This window comes from Exiguobacterium artemiae 255-15 (genome assembly GCF_000019905.1).
Classification (GTDB): domain Bacteria; phylum Bacillota; class Bacilli; order Exiguobacteriales; family Exiguobacteriaceae; genus Exiguobacterium_A; species Exiguobacterium_A artemiae.
Genome location: NC_010556.1, coordinates 2,500,708 through 2,516,384 on the forward strand (window position 1 = coordinate 2,500,708; position 15,677 = coordinate 2,516,384).

Genomic DNA, 15,677 nt, shown 5'->3' on the forward strand with positions numbered 1-15,677 from the left:
AAACAGAAGTGTATATTAATGACGAGGGAGTGTAACCGGATGCATATTTCGACGATTGAACGACTTCATCAACTGCAAACAACTCCGTCCTTCTTTCCGGTCAACTGTTACTTATTCGAAGAAGCCGACAGTCTCACCCTGATTGATACGGGGATTTCACTGAATGCCAAAGCCATCTATTCTGCCATCAAGTCGTTTGACAAACCGTTACAATCGATCATCCTGACGCATGCTCATGCCGATCATGTCGGATCCCTTGATTTTTTAGCGAGCGCTTTTCCGCTTGCCAAAGTCTCAATCAGTTACCGGGACGCCGCTCTCCTCAGCGGCGATGAGTCGTTGCGTGAAGGCGAGACGACACCGCTGAAAGGCGGGATTCCGAAAAACATCAAAACCCGTCCGGATCGGTTGCTCGAAAGCGGTCAACAGGTCGGCAGTTTAAGTGTCATTGCTTCTCCGGGACACACACCAGGTTCCATCTCCCTGTGGCATGAAGGCAGCAGGACGTTGATTGCCGGTGACGCCTTCCAAACCCAAGGTGGTCTGGCGGTGTCGGGGGACACACGTTGGCAGTTCCCCTTCCCGTCGCTTGCGACCTGGGATAAGGAAGTCGCCCTCCAATCGGCACATCAGTTGACGGAATTGACACCGGACGTCCTCGCGGTTGGTCACGGACCGCTCGTCGTCGCACCAAGCTTCGATATGCGCCAGGCAGTCGACCGGTTCGAACAGCTCTTATCCTCGAAAAAGCGCAACGGTTATACGTAAAAAAATCAGCTGGTTCAAAAAAATCCGGACATTTTCCTGCTCCTCATTTAGAAATGAAGAGTAGAAGATGTCCGGATTTTTTCTGTTGACCGTCACCGCCAATTAAGGCATCTCGTATTGGTACAACCGGGCTTCGTACGGTGCCAATCGATTGATGTCCGCCGTCTCATAATTCGTCAAAATCAACTGTTCTTCCGGTAAACCGAACGTCGTCGTCACCGGTTCATCATGGACGTTTAAGACAATCCGCCAAACCACTCCGTCTAGGACCCTTTCATAGACATACAGGTACGGATCTTGAATCGCCAAATCACGATAAACCCCGTAAACCATGACCGGATGAGTCTTCCGTAAATCAATCAGTTGCCGGTAAAAAGCCAGCACGGAATGCGGATCCTGTTCCGCTGCTTCGACGTTAATGTCACGGTAGTTCGGATTGACCGCCATCCATGGTGTCCCTATAGTAAATCCGGCTGATTGGTCCGTATTCCACTGCATCGGTGTTCGTGAGTTGTCACGCGCCCGCAACTGCATCGATGACAGGACCGTTCCGGGTGATTCACCGGCCGCAATCCGTTCGGCGTACTGATTTCGAAACGCAACGTCCTGATAGGACTCCGGATCAGAAAAACGAATGCCGGTCATACCGATTTCTTCGCCCTGATAAATGTACGGAATGCCCGGTAACGTGTGGAGCATCAAACCCAGTAACTTGGCACTTTCGACGCGATACCGTTCGCTTCCGAACCGGGTCACCTGACGGGTGTGGTCATGGTTATTCAAGAATTGGGACGCGACACCGCTCGGATAAAGCGCCTCATACCAACGCTTCTGGATTTGTTTAAAGCGCGGTAAATCCATCGTCTCCATGTCGTCCGCGACTTCGAAGTGAAACAGCGTTCGCAGCTCATTCCGTTCCTCCCCGACATACAGCAACCCGTCTTCCGGGCCGACAAACGGAATCTCACCGACGGTAAAGAGATCGGTTCCCGCCAGTACTTCTTGGTGCATCTCCTGTAAGAACTCGTGAATGCCCGGTTGATTCCCTAAGTAGGATAATTCCAAAGGATCTGCGACATCATCATACGTCGCCCGTTTCTTGATCAGATTGATGACATCCATCCGGAAGCCGTCGATTCCTTTATCGGCCCACCACCGCATCATCGTATATACGGCCTGCCGGACAGCAGGATGCTCCCAGTTCAAGTCCGGTTGCTCCGATGCAAAGGAATGGAAATAATACTGCTCGCGTGTCTCATCCCACGTCCAGGGACTCGGCGCGAAATACGACCGCCAATTGTTCGGCGGCGTTCCTTTGACCCCGTCCCGCCAAATGTACCAATCGGCTTTCTCGTTCGTCCGACTGCTGCGGGATTCTTTAAACCACGTATGTTGATCACTCGTATGATTGACGACCAAATCAAGAATCAGTTTCAGTCCTCGTTCATGGGCGGACGCAATCAGTTCTTCCAGATCCGACATCGTTCCCGCCTTCGGCATAATCGAGTAATAATCCGAAATGTCGTATCCGTTATCGACATCCGGTGATGTATAACAGGGATTTAACCAGATGATATCGACATCCAGGGAAGCGATGTAATCGAGTTTTTCAATTACTCCGCGTAAATCGCCCATCCCGTCTCCGTTCGAATCTTTAAAACTGCGCCAATACACTTGATAGACAACGGCTTCTTTCCACCAGGCCCGATTCATCCCATCATCTCCTTTGTGATTCAATCGTATTCTAGTTTAGTGTATCAAAAACACGAAAGCCATCGGTTCTTTTTACCAAAATTAGGCGAGAATACTCCCACTTCTAAACGAAGTGAAAGTGGGAGATGAATCGCCAGCCTGTCTTTCGGGTATATTCCCTTCAAAGGAGGTGAAAAATGGTGTTGAAGCACAAGGCCTACAAATTCAGAATCTATCCGACAAAAGAGCAGGAAATCCTGATCGCGAAGACGATTGGCTGTTCGCGTTTCGTCTTCAACCACTTCCTGGCGAAGTGGGATGAAACGTACAAGACCACTGGAAAAGGACTGTCCTACGGCTCTTGTTCCAAAGAAATTCCCTTGTTGAAGCAGGAATTCGACTGGTTGAAAGAAGTCGATAGTACATCTGTTCAAACGAGCGTCAAATACCTTGCCGATGCGTTTGACCGCTTCTTCAAGAAGCAGAATGAACGCCCTCGATTCAAGTCGAAGCGAAACCCCGTCCAGTCGTACAAGACCAACATACAGGGCAAGTCTCAACTTCCTGAAGTCTCGATTGTGTGCAAAAAGCTCAAACTTCCTAAGCTGAAATGGGTACGTTTCGCCTATTCGAAACAGATCACAGGCCGTATCTTAAATGCCACGATTCAGGTAAGTATTTCGTTTCCCTGCTCGTTGAGCAGAAAATCCACGAAATGCCGAAAGCCAGTTCGTCCATCGGCGTCGATGTCGGACTCAAAAACTTCGCCACCCTGTCGGACGGAACGATGTACAAGAACGATCGTTACTTCCAAACACTTGAGAAGAAACTGGTACGCGAACAGCGTAAGCTCTCCAGTCGTCAACGCGTCGCTCTGAATAAAAAAGTCAAGCTTTCCGAGGCGAGGAACTATCAGAAGCAGAAGCGAAAGGTTGCCCGTATCCACGAGAAGATTGCCAACAAGCGCACTGACTTCCTGCACAAGGTATCGACTGAGATCGTCAAAAACCACGACGTCATCGGCATCGAGACCTTGCAGGTGAAGAACATGCAGAAGAATCGCAAGTTAAGCAAAGCCATCTCAGACGTCAGTTGGTCGGAGTTCTTCCGCATGCTCAAATACAAGGCGGACTGGTATGGGAAAACCGTCGTGAAGGTCGGAAAGACCTTCGCATCAAGTCAACTCTGCTCGAGTTGCGGTCATCAACACAAGGACGTGAAACATCTAGGCTTGCGAGAATGGACATGTCCGAATTGTGGGATCCACCATAATCGTGATGTGAACGCAGGATTGAATCTCAAACGAGAAGCTGAACGTATCTTAGCTTCTTCAACCGTCGGGACGACGGGGTTAGCCTGATCAATTTTCGACCGTTAGGTCGGATAACTCAGGAATCCTCCACCTCTAAGCGAAGCGAAGGTGGAGGTAGTTCAACAATTATCAGCAATTATTAAAAAACTCTTTTCTTTTTTCTGAAAATTCGTTATCCTTGACGACAATACCCAACAAGGAGGAAGACAGATGAAACATTTCGCCCCATCTATTGCGATTGATCGGTTACCCGCTCCGGTCTTTGCCGAGCTCGCCCAGCGGATCGGTGCAGTCAAGGCTGCCGGTCATGACGTCATCACGCTTGGTCAGGGAACACCGGATCAGACGACACCCGTACATATTCTGGATGCCTTGAAAGAAGCGATCAATGACGCTTCAAACCTCCAGTACCCGCCGTTTCGCGGACACGATTTCCTCAAACAGGCTGTCGCGGATTTTTATCAGTCAGAGTTTGGCGTAAACATCGATCCGGCCTCTGAAGTCGCCATTTTGCTCGGCAGCAAAGCCGGTATCGTCGCTTTACCGCAAACGATCGTCAATCCCGGTGAAGGTGTCATTGTTCCTGATCCCGGATACCCGGATTACTTATCCGGCGCCGCCCTTGCCGGAGCTTACCCGATCACATTGCCGCTCCTTGCGGAAAATGCCTTTTTACCTGACTACACGTTACTTGATACGACAGATGTCGAACGGGCCCGGATGTTGTTCCTCAACTACCCGAGCAATCCGACCGGGGCGACGGCAACAGCGGAAGCCTTCGAGCAAACGGTTTCCTTCGCTGATGCGAACGACATTTGCGTCGTCCACGACCTCGCCTACGGCGGAATCAGCTTCGACGGTCCGACCCGCAGTTTCCTCCAGACGGAAGGCGCAAAAGACGTCGGAATCGAACTGTTTTCATTATCGAAACGTTTTAACATGTCCGGTTTCCGAATCGCCTTCGCCATCGGGAATCCGTCCGTCATCGCAAGTATCGAGACGTACCAGGAACACTTATACGTCAGTGCTTTCACGCCGATTCAACAGGCAGCAACCGTCGCTCTTTCAAGCGATCAGACGTGTGTCCGCGAACTGAGCGCTCTGTATGAAGCCCGGCGTGATGCCTTGTTCGGAAAGTTACAGGAAATCGGTTGGGACGGACCGATCCCGGGCGGTTCGTTCTTCGTCTGGTTGCCGGTCCCGTCCGGCTACACGTCCCAAAGCTTTACCGATCACCTGCTCGACGAAGCGCATGTCGCCGTCACACCGGGACATTTCTTCGGCGAATACGGGGAAGGTTACGTCCGGATCAGTCTGATTGCCGACGCCGAACGATTGGTCGAAGCGGCAGAACGGATTGGTCAATTGAATCTGTTTCGTCAGACCGTTGCGGAATAATTCTGAAAAAACGTTTGACAAATGGGAATGATTTCCGTTACAGTAAGTCCCAACAGCATATCTACTTATCGAGAGCGACCGAGGGATTAGGCCCAACGACGTCCGGCAACCACCTTTAAGGAACGGTGCCACATCCTACAGAATGTTTCATTCTGAGAGATAAGTTACGAAATCTTACACTTCGTCGCTTTTTTCTGGTTGCTCTTAACTGGAAAAAAGCGATTTTTTTGTATAGGGAGGAAACGACAGATGATTGAATTTAAAGGAATCACCAAACGGTTCGTTCGTGACCGGACACCAATCTTTGCATTACGCGACGTCAATTTAACGATTCAGCAAGGTGAAATCTTTGGCATCATCGGTGAATCCGGTGCCGGAAAAAGCACCCTGCTCCGTCTGATCAATGGACTGGAGACACCGACACAAGGAACGGTTAAAGTATCGGGTATCAATCTGTCGGATCTCTCAAAAGGCAGCTTACGCGAACTGCGATTGAACATCGGGATGATTTTTCAACACTTTCAACTGATTCAATCCCGGAATGTCGCCGACAATATCGCCTTCGCTTTAAAGGCTGCCGGCGTCAAACGGACTGACTTCCCGCAACGGATTAAAGAGCTCGTCTCCCTGGTCGGGCTTGAAGGCTTCGAGACGAATTTCCCGAGTCAGCTCAGCGGCGGTCAAAAGCAACGGGTCGGGATTGCCCGTGCCCTTGCGAATAATCCGAGCGTCCTGTTATGTGACGAAGCCACGTCCGCTCTTGATCCGGTCACGACGCTGCAAATTCTCGAACTGCTGAAAGACTTGAATGAACGGCTTGGCCTGACGATTATTCTTATCACCCATGAAATCGAAGTCGTCAAACAGATCTGTCACCGTGTTGCCGTCATGGCACAAGGTGAAGTCGTCGAAGTCGCCAGTACATATGACCTGTTCAGTCAGCCGGCCCATGATGTCACGAAACATTATGTCGATACGGCACTCCAGATCGAGTTGCCGGAACGGATTTTGCGGACGACACCGGGAAAAATCATCCGCCTGCAATTCACGGGTGAAAAGACCGGTGAAAGTACGTTATCGGAAGCAATCAAACAGTTTGATATCTCCGTCAGCATTCTTCACGGCAAGGTCGATTATATCCAGAACGTCGCTTTCGGAGTGCTGATCGTCAGTTTGACCGGTCCGACGCTTCACGTGAATAAGGCCCTGACATGGCTCGAAGAACAACTTCACACACTTGAGGTGATCCAGGATGTGGCTTGAACGCATTGAAATCATGTTACCGGAGCTTGCGAAAGCGTTAGGTGAGACCGCCTTAATGGTCGGAATTTCACTGGGCTTTGCTCTCATCGTCGGCATTCCACTCGGGATTTTGTTGTTCATCACGGACCGCGGATTGTTTTTCCAGAACGTCTTCGTTCGCAGCATCTTGGACTTTTTCGTTAATATCGTCCGTTCGTTACCGTTCATCATCCTGCTCGTCGCGTTGATTCCATTGACACAATTATTACTCGATAACACGATTGGTCCGACAGCGGCTTCCGTCAGTCTGAGTGTCGCTGCCATCCCGTTTCTCGCCCGGCTCGTCGAGACATCGCTCCGTGAGATTCCACCGGGATTGATTGAAGCAGCGGAAGCATGCGGCGCGACACCGTTTCGGATCATCATCAGTGCACTCTTACCGGAAGCCCTTCCCAGCATTATTCAAGCCGTCACCTTAACGACGATCAGCCTGATCGGTTTTTCCGCCATGGCGGGTATCGTCGGCGGTGGCGGTGTCGGTGACCTGGCTATCCGCTTCGGCTATTACCGGTACGATAATGTCGTCATGATTGTGACAATCGTCGTCCTCGTCATCATTGTTCAAAGTATTCAAGGGCTCGGCAATGTTCTGGCCCGTCGTGCTGATAAACGGTAACTACAAATAGAGAACTTCAAGGGAGAGAATGAAGATGAAAAAACGTTATGCCTTTTTAGCAACAGGATTACTCGGTGCCGGAATTCTTGCCGGTTGCGGTGACAGCAGTGCCAAAGAAGACAATAAATCGATCAAGATCGGCGCAACGAGCGGTCCCTACAGTGACATGGTCAAAGAAGCAATTCAACCCGGGCTTGAAAAGAAAGGCTACGACGTCGAAATCGTCGAGTTCGGCGATTATATTCAACCGAACATCGCGCTCGGCAGTGGTGATATTGATGCCAACCTGTTCCAACACTCCATCTACCTGAAGACGTTTGCCAAGGAAAAGAACCTCGATCTCAAAGGACTGATCACTGTCCCGACGGCACCGATGGGATTGTACAGCAAATCCTACAAATCGCTGGATGACGTCAAGACAGGAGCGGAAGTCGCGACACCAAACGATCCGACGAATCAGGCCCGAGCACTGAACCTGCTCGCTGACCAAGGTTGGATTGAACTGAAAGCCGACGTGGATCCACTGACAGTCTCCGAAAAAGATATCGTCAAAAATCCGAAGAAACTGGTCATCAAACCGCTCGAAGCTGCCCAACTGCCGCGTGCCATTGACAGTGTCGATATTTCTGCCGTTCCGGGAAACTTTGCGTTAGCCGCGAAGTTTGATTTACTGGATGCACTGGCACTCGAAAAAATGGACGAGCAGTACCGGAATCTGGTCGCTATCAAAACATCGAATGCCGATAAACAACTGGCGAAAGATTTGACGGCTGTCGTCAAATCGGATGACTTTAATAACGTTATCGAAAAATCATTCAAAGGATTCAGTAAACCGGACTGGGCAAACTAACATAACTCTTTTTGTATATCAGTTTATCTAAAAATGATATAAAACCCCTGAAACAGCTGCCTCCCTTTACAAAAAAGAGGTGGAACGGTTTCAGGGGTTTTCCATTGAATGATGACTCTTGGAGAAGTCACGTCTTCCGCTCGACTTCTATGGGAAAAGGAAGCTTCGCTTCCGTCAGGAACAGGCGAGACCCGGTCATCAAACAGATGACAGCTAGCTTGCGTTCCGCCCGAGAAAAGCGAGCGGAGAAGACAAGGCTTCGTCAATCAAAAGCCTTCTCTCATTTTTCAAGATAGAATTCAAATCTAGGTGGTGCGTCATCCATCTACAGATTGATCCACACAAAAGAACCCCCATTCTGCTTTCGCAAAATCGGGGTGATACTTACACTTCGTTTTAAATGTTGCTTCAGGGTGTCCGGAAATTAATCGTAAAGTACGGTGCATTGTCACGGAACGCGACACCGGTATCCGCCTGTTCGAAGGTCTTGTTCATGATGTTATCGCGGTGTCCTTTGGAGTTCATCAAGCCCCAGTGCGCTGCAAAGACATTCGGATAGCCCATCGACAGATTTTCTCCGGCTGCCGAAAAGCGAATTCCGTTTTCTTTCATCCGGTCAAACGGATCACGTCTTTCCGGATCGGTATGAGAGAAGAAGTTATTCTTCGCCATGTTTTCACTGTGTGCCCGTGTGACCGGTTTTAAGGGACTGTACGGCGTCAGTGCTCCGAGGTTATAATCGGCCCGGTCCCAGTTCATCAGACGCAACATCAACTTCTCGTCCGTTGTCCGCAATGCACTGGACGCCTTGCCATAAAATCCACTTTTCTTCGCTTCGACCTCTTTTGGTATCGCGAGTGTCGCTTTCACTTTGTTGCCGTCGTGCTGGTCAAAGAAGTAGGTCACATACCGGTCCTTTTTTTCATAGACGGCGGCATGATCGAGATTCAGCAAATAGTTCGTATTGCCTTTCCGGTACGACTTGACGGCTTTCCAGCCTTTTTTCGCAAGGGTCGTTTCCGTGTCTTTATTTAAGACGGCCCCTTGCGTCGTCACACCGTTTTTCGAACGGTACTTTCCGTAATCCTTGCCGTCTTTCGTTAACGCCACGAACTCTTCCGTCGCCGTCCGTCTGACTTCCCAGTCATAACCCGGATATTCACTTGTATATCGATCAATCAGCGTTCCGCCGCTTTTCGGATAATCTGCTTCTGCTTGTTCCATCGGGGTATTTTCATAACTAAAGAAAGCGACCGCTGCTACTCCGAGTACTAACCACTTTTTCATCTGCTTGCCTCCTCGGTTCTTCCATTGACTTCATTTTAAAAGAAACCTGTCTGTTCGAACAGTCTAAGCTATCGTTTCAAGTGAAATCACACGATTCCCTGTTCCGCTTCACAGTTTTGACACATCTCAGATTTTTTGTGCAAAAGAGGTCTGACGTCTTTATTTATCGCATTCTCACACCATTATCATACATAAAATAAACTATTCTTTCCCTGTTGTTAAAATGTGTGAACATTCTTTTATTTTTATTCCCTTTAAATGTTGTTGCCGTTCCTGAAAACCCTCGCTATCATTAGAACTCGTAAGGAAAAAATAAGGAAATTCTATATAACCTCTACTTCCAAAGGAGTATGCCATGATTCTACTTTATTTTATCTATGAATCGATTACGTTTTTACCGATTCAACAGTATCTGTTTTCCGGATGGCTCATTTTAGTGTTGTTGACTGTCTCATTCAGTCTCGCTAATGCCCATGAAGAAGTCCATATCAGTCAACGGTTCGGTTTCGAACTCCTTGTTCCGGGTGTCGGTCATCTGTTACGCAAACAATTTCTTCCCGGTCTTGCCATTATCCTGTTATTGATCATCATTCATTTTACGTACATGTTCCGTGTCATCCCGTTAAACCTCGCGTTACTGCTTACCCTCACGATTAGTCTGCTGTCCTTTTTCTCTCTCTTTATCCGAATACACAAAAAAGCGGACAATTAAGTCCGCTTTTTTTAATACAACCGCTTAGTATTTCGTTGTTTCTTTTAATTTGTAACCATTCGACAGTTCAAGCCAAATCGTTTTGCCTTTTTTCGTTTTTACCTGGATATACGGACGTCCTTGAGAAACACGGAGTTCAAGTAAATCACCTTGTTGACCGGCATGTGTTTCGCTCGCTTTGTCCCATTTCCCGGCTAGTTTACGTTCGATGAAGATATGGTTCCCTTTTTGAACGGCACGCCATTTTCCGATTTCCGCTTTTCCGTTAACGGCGACAGCACTTTCCATCCCTTGAATCGAAATGATGGCTGGATCGTGGTCACTCGCGCTACCGTCTGCTTCCATATAATCCGAGTTGATGTTGACGATATCAGAAGACGTATACGGCTTCAGGTTTTTTGAAATCAGAACATGGTCGAGAACCTGTGCGTTTCCGTTATAGACGTAAGAATAACGTTCCGATTTCGGAAGATCTTCCACTGTATTCCAAAGGTTGTCGCCTTTTAAGATATCCAGTGTTTTCGAGAACTGGAAGTCATTCAAGTCACCGAGTACGACGACATTTGAATCTTTGACTTCTGTTTCCAGTTCATTAACGAAGTTTTGGACGATTCCGGCAATCGCATGACGCTGTACTTCACTCTTACGAACGACCGGCTGATTTTTACCAAAGTCTGCTCCATCGCCGCCTTTAGAGTTAAAGTGGTTGACGATGACATGATACGATTCGCCTTTGAAGATGAATTCTCCGACGAGTGGTTTACGTGAGCTGTCGAAGTTTGGATCGTTCGGCTGAATCCGACCCGGGTTGTTCGTCAGCTTACCGTTTTCGACGGCAACGGCTTGTGTCGCTGTTCCTTTTACGCCTGGTGCAAGTGAGACGCGCGCCGGATTGTAGAGGAAGCCGACACGGATGTTTCCGCCCGGTTGTCCGCCGTCTTTTTTATCTTCCGGTGCGATATCCGTATACGCATAGCGGACACCTGTTTTCGCTTCGATGGCTGCAATCAATGTCTCAAACGATTTCGATGCATCGACCGTACCGCTGTCTGTCGCACCATCGTTATCCTGCATTTCTGTCAAACCGACGATATCTGGTGTTTTCAGGAATGTCGCGATCCCTTCCGATACACGATCGACTTTTCCGGCATCTGCCGTCGAAGCAAAGTTTTCCACGTTGTATGAAGCAACTGTCAGACGTGAATCGCCCGTTTCAATGTTCGTCGGTTGACGATCGACTTCACTCGTAATCAGCTTCGGCAGATCCGCTGCTTTCGCGAGTACTTTATACGCCGAATAGTTATAGCTCATGACCCCTTCGATTGTTCCTTCGAAACGGTCCCCTGATTTCGCACGGTACGAGCTGCTGCCCATTTCAACGAACAGTCGCTCCGGATTGGCGTTATCTTCTGTCAGGATTGGTGTACCGCGTTTCGTATAGATTTTATCTGCTGTTTGCGTACGAACTGGAATCGTCCGGTTGGCCTGTGGTCCCGTAACGATGGCATTCGGAAGTGCGACACGCATCCCCTCCACACTTTCGTATAGATCAATCGCATCTTCAGCCGGATCAAATTCAGCAAATGAATCGTTGTCGATGACTTTCGTCGGAATCAAGACACCGTTTTCCCCGAGAACGATACTTGCCGGCAATCCTGAGTTCAATGTGCCCTTCACAAGATTGACGGTACTGATTTCCGTCACCGCGAGATCCGTATCAAACTTGTCGCTGTATCCGCCAAGCAACCATTCCTTGACGTATCCTGTCGTTGCAACGGTCTGTCCGACGGCTGCGCCGTGGTTCTTCGCATACACTAAAATTCCTTCAGACGTTTTACTGTTGTTATCCGGATTTGGATCCTGCATGTAGAAGTTATTCGCATCGACGACATAGGTTACGACACCCGTCGTCCGGACAAGTTGATCCGCGTATGGTGATGTATGCGCGATTCCTTGAATGCTGCTGATTTTCGTGATTGGAGGTGCGATGTAGTATTTGAATGTCGAAACAGCAGACGTTTTTCCGTCTTTGACAGCTACTGCCTGAATCGTCATTTCTTCATTAATTGTAATCGGACCCGAGTAGACCGGACTCTCAGCAGTCGGTGTTGATCCGTCAACGGTATAATGGATCGTACCTTCTCCGTTTAACGTCACTTGATCGCCGCGATCGACTTCTCCGACCGGTGATGCCGTCGGTGCGACTAAAATGTCTCCGGCTTCAGCAGCGTGCGTCCCGAGATTTGTTAACGTGTCGACCGGGAAGCTTGTCCATTGTGACGGTTCGTATGTTTTCGAACCGGCTGTTACGTTTGAGTTCCGGACAAGTGTCGTATCTTTCGCGAAATCAGCACTGGAGCCGACCGGACCGATGATATCAAGGACGACATCACCCTTTTTCAAGGCAACCGGATCGTTTCCGTTAAAGTTGAGTGAACCTGTTGTTTGTTGGGCTTTTCCTTTAATGTCTGCGTTTGCACTTGAATTGGCAATGACAAATGTTTTCCCCGGCTCAAGCGTTCCGGACAGGGTAATTTTTGACTCTGTCGGTCCACCATTCGTATATTGAACAAGCGTGTAATCTGAAAGATTGATGATTTGACCCGAACCATTATAAATTTCAATCGCTTTGTTGTTGCTTGACCCCTCTATGTACTCGGACAAGATGACGCCTTCGCCTTCTGCCCCGACCGTAATGCCTGCTTGTGGAAGAATTCCTGCTGTTAATGCTCCGACCAATGCCCACTTCCCAAACGTACTGACGTTCTTCATGATGTTGACCCCCTATGAATTTTCTGACACTTCTTTATATTATCAGATTAATTCATGAATAGTGTATATTTTATGTAAAAAAAGACACTAATATTCGTAAAAGAATTAATTGTTAACGCTTACAAAAAATAATCATTCGTCTTTACGTAAAGAATGTTAAGATTCATTTGTATATTAATTTTAAAAAAAGGCATAAAAAAAAACGCCTTTTCAGCGTGTCTGTTTTTTTAGGTGTCATGAGAATCGAGGATACAGGTGATCAAAACACCTGAAACGACGAAAGCCCTACCTCTCTTTCGTTGTTACGGCTCCTTGGCCGCGCCAGCTGAATCAAGCGTTTTAGCAAGAATCAAGTTACGCGTTGGGTTGCGTATTTACTGGGATTTTTAGAATTTCGCTCGGAAATGAGCTGAAAAGTATCGAATGGAAGGTTTATCTTGCTGGGTCAACTTCTTCTCGTTCAACAGAAGAAGGACAAAATAAAAGCGATGACTTATGTCTGACTCATTTGTCAGTAAGGTCTAAAAATCCTGACCTGATTATTAAATTGTGTATTTTTGTGATGGATTCTCACATGAGTGATCATCCCCGATTCATGACAAAATTTAATATACCACGTTTCTTTTTATAAAGTCAATCTTTTTTAAGAAACTTCTATTTTGGATACGGGTCCTTTTGTTGATTCATTTCCCGAACACCGGTATCGTTAAGGTTATCAAAAGACGACTGACTATTACTATAGAAGAAACGAGGTTTTAGAGATGGCGACGAATCGACTGATCAATGAAAAAAGTCCTTATTTACTCCAACACGCCACCAATCCGGTTGATTGGTATCCATGGGGGGAAGAAGCGTTTGCCGCTGCCCGTTCGGCGAACAAACCGATTTTCCTGTCGATTGGCTATTCGACCTGTCATTGGTGCCATGTTTTGGCACACGAAAGCTTCGAAGACGAAGAAACGGCCCGGATGCTGAATGACCGGTTCATCTCGATCAAAGTCGACCGGGAAGAACGACCGGATATCGATCAGATTTATATGACAGCGGCCCAAATGATGAACGGACAGGGCGGTTGGCCGCTCAGCGTCTTCATGTCCCCCGATCAGACGCCGTTTTACATCGGCACCTATTTTCCGAAGACCCCGCAGTTCAACCGCCCAAGCTTCCGGCAGGTTCTGTTGCAACTCAGTGAACATTACCGGACCGATCCGGACAAAATCAAACGAGTCGGACAAGAAATCATTCAGGCGTTAACGGCGGTCACGACCTTCGACTCAGAGGATCCACTGGATGAGGCATTGGTCCACGAGACATTTGATCAGGCGATGCGTCAGTATGATGTGGAGAACGGCGGGTTTGGCACAGCTCCTAAGTTCCCATCGCCTTCGTTGCTGACTTTCCTGCTCGATTATTACCGGTTCGCAGAAGATGAGACCGCCTTGCAAATGGTCATGCGGACCTTAACCGCGATGCGGGATGGCGGAATCACCGATCACGTTGGATTCGGTCTTTACCGGTATACGGTCGATGAACGCTGGGAAATCCCGCATTTTGAAAAAATGTTGTATGACAATGCCTTATTTGCGACATTATGTATCGAAACGTATCAAGTATCGGGCAGAGAACGGTTTAAACAATATGCGGAAGAAATTTTTGCGTACATCGAACGCGATTTGTCCTCTCCGGACGGTGCCTTTTATTCGGCAGAAGATGCGGACAGCGAAGGTCGCGAAGGTCTTTTTTATACGTTCACATTCGATGAACTGACGGATTTACTCGGACAAGACGCCGTTTTCCCGCTCCTCTATCAAGCCACGCCTCAAGGAAACTTCGAAGGGCGGATTGTTTTTCGGCGGACCGGTCAATCGATTCAGCAACTCTCGGCTGATCGAAATACCGCTGTCCAAGATATCCTGATCCAACTCGAGCAGGAGCGCCGGACCTTGTTGCTCTTCCGTAGTCAAAGGACCCGTCCGTTCCGTGACGATAAGGTCTTGACGTCTTGGAACGCCTTGATGATTTCTGCCTATGCGAAAGCAGGACGTGTTTTTAACGATGAGCGGTATACAAAGTTTGCCCGACAGGCTTTGACGTTCCTTGAGACCCATTTGATGGACGACGACCGGTTACACGTCCGGTACCGTCAAGGTCATATTCAAGGAAACGGTTATCTCGATGACTACAGTTTCTTGACGGAAGCTTATCTCGAGCTGCATCAAACGACACAGCACATCCCCTATCTCAAGCAGGCAATCCGGCTGACGGAACGGATGATCGGGGACTTCTCTGACGAAGACGGCAGCTTTTTCTTTACTTCATTTGAGGATGAGACGTTACTCATGCGGCCTAAAGATGTTTATGACGTCGTCAAACCGGCCGGTAACAGCACGGCTGTCTCGAATCTGCTTCGTTTATCCCAGCTGACAGGCCGGACCGACTACCGGGATCAGGCCCAGCGGAACTTCTCGACGCTTGCTTCCGAAATTAAATCTCAACCGACCGGTTTCGCCAGTCTTCTGAGTGTCTACACGCGGACGTTGATGGAACCAAAGGAATTAATCGTGTTAACGGAATCTTACACGGACGTCGCCTCGTTTCTGACGCAGCTCCATCAGCGCCGCCTGCCTGAACTTTCACTGCTCGTCGGTTCAAAAACGGACTTGCTCGAAATCGCTCCATTCCTTGCCACGTACGATGCTCCGACTCAACAGCCGACCGCCTACCTGTGCCATGATTTCCAGTGCGACCGACCGACGACCAACCTGTCCGAACTCCTTCAAAAAATCATAATATGACTTAATTCCCTTCTGTTTCCTAAAGCAGAAGGGTTTTTTAAAAAACTAAACCCCTTTTTTCAAAAAAATTCTAAATATACTGTAGATAAATGTTTTATTGTCGATAGTAAGTATAGGCAAATTAATTTCACATCTTAGAATTGACATCCTAGAGCCCGAAACGTCTTCGGACG

General features: G+C 48.3%; 10 protein-coding genes, 1 pseudogene and 1 riboswitch. Of the genes and pseudogenes, 8 read left to right on the top strand and 3 right to left on the bottom strand.

All coding sequences use genetic code 11. From position 1 onward, the window contains the following. Positions 1 to 39 precede the first annotated feature (39 nt). On the top strand, positions 40 to 768 hold the full coding sequence (locus tag EXIG_RS12910) for an MBL fold metallo-hydrolase (protein WP_012371402.1): 729 nt from the start codon (positions 40 to 42) through the stop codon (positions 766 to 768). A gap of 102 nt (positions 769 to 870) precedes the next feature. Here EXIG_RS12910 and EXIG_RS12915 read toward each other — a convergent pair whose 3' ends face one another. Next, the gene (locus EXIG_RS12915) at positions 871 to 2,481 is read right to left on the bottom strand and encodes an alpha-glucosidase (protein ID WP_012371403.1); all 1,611 of its coding nucleotides are present in this window, start codon (positions 2,479 to 2,481) and stop codon (positions 871 to 873) included. Positions 2,482 to 2,657: 176 nt separating this feature from the next. On the opposite strand from EXIG_RS12915, the pseudogene tnpB reads away from it, so the two are divergent. The 5 genes and pseudogenes from tnpB to EXIG_RS12940 all read left to right on the top strand — a co-directional run bounded on the left by tnpB (position 2,658) and on the right by EXIG_RS12940 (position 7,938). Beyond that, a pseudogene (gene tnpB, locus EXIG_RS12920) lies at positions 2,658 to 3,820 on the top strand (IS200/IS605 family element RNA-guided endonuclease TnpB). A 162-nt stretch (positions 3,821 to 3,982) separates the two neighbouring features. Then, positions 3,983 to 5,170: an aminotransferase class I/II-fold pyridoxal phosphate-dependent enzyme gene (locus tag EXIG_RS12925; protein ID WP_012371404.1), complete on the top strand. Its 1,188-nt coding sequence runs from the start codon at positions 3,983 to 3,985 to the stop codon at positions 5,168 to 5,170. A gap of 62 nt (positions 5,171 to 5,232) precedes the next feature. Further along, positions 5,233 to 5,336, top strand: a riboswitch (SAM riboswitch). Between the two features lie 83 nt (positions 5,337 to 5,419). Beyond that, entirely contained in the window at positions 5,420 to 6,433 is a 1,014-nt protein-coding gene (locus EXIG_RS12930; protein ID WP_012371405.1) for a methionine ABC transporter ATP-binding protein, read from the top strand. Further along, positions 6,423 to 7,088, top strand: a complete 666-nt coding sequence (locus EXIG_RS12935) for a methionine ABC transporter permease (RefSeq protein WP_012371406.1) — start codon at positions 6,423 to 6,425, stop codon at positions 7,086 to 7,088. Before EXIG_RS12930 ends, EXIG_RS12935 begins: the two co-directional genes overlap by 11 nt. A gap of 34 nt (positions 7,089 to 7,122) precedes the next feature. Continuing rightward, positions 7,123 to 7,938 (top strand): MetQ/NlpA family ABC transporter substrate-binding protein, encoded by an 816-nt coding sequence (locus tag EXIG_RS12940; RefSeq protein ID WP_012371407.1) that lies wholly within the window; start codon positions 7,123 to 7,125, stop codon positions 7,936 to 7,938. Between the two features lie 408 nt (positions 7,939 to 8,346). Here the strand turns inward: EXIG_RS12940 and EXIG_RS12945 are convergent, their stop codons facing one another. Continuing rightward, positions 8,347 to 9,225, bottom strand: a complete 879-nt coding sequence (locus EXIG_RS12945) for a CAP domain-containing protein (RefSeq protein ID WP_012371408.1) — start codon at positions 9,223 to 9,225, stop codon at positions 8,347 to 8,349. Positions 9,226 to 9,580: 355 nt separating this feature from the next. On the opposite strand from EXIG_RS12945, the gene EXIG_RS12950 reads away from it, so the two are divergent. Beyond that, the gene (locus EXIG_RS12950) at positions 9,581 to 9,937 is read left to right on the top strand and encodes a hypothetical protein (protein ID WP_012371409.1); all 357 of its coding nucleotides are present in this window, start codon (positions 9,581 to 9,583) and stop codon (positions 9,935 to 9,937) included. A gap of 24 nt (positions 9,938 to 9,961) precedes the next feature. Here EXIG_RS12950 and EXIG_RS12955 read toward each other — a convergent pair whose 3' ends face one another. After that, complete coding sequence (locus EXIG_RS12955) at positions 9,962 to 12,709, bottom strand: DUF8508 domain-containing protein (RefSeq protein WP_012371410.1); 2,748 nt, start codon at positions 12,707 to 12,709, stop codon at positions 9,962 to 9,964. A 761-nt stretch (positions 12,710 to 13,470) separates the two neighbouring features. On the opposite strand from EXIG_RS12955, the gene EXIG_RS12960 reads away from it, so the two are divergent. Further along, positions 13,471 to 15,504, top strand: a complete 2,034-nt coding sequence (locus tag EXIG_RS12960; RefSeq protein ID WP_012371411.1) for a thioredoxin domain-containing protein — start codon at positions 13,471 to 13,473, stop codon at positions 15,502 to 15,504. Positions 15,505 to 15,677: the final 173 nt, after the last annotated feature.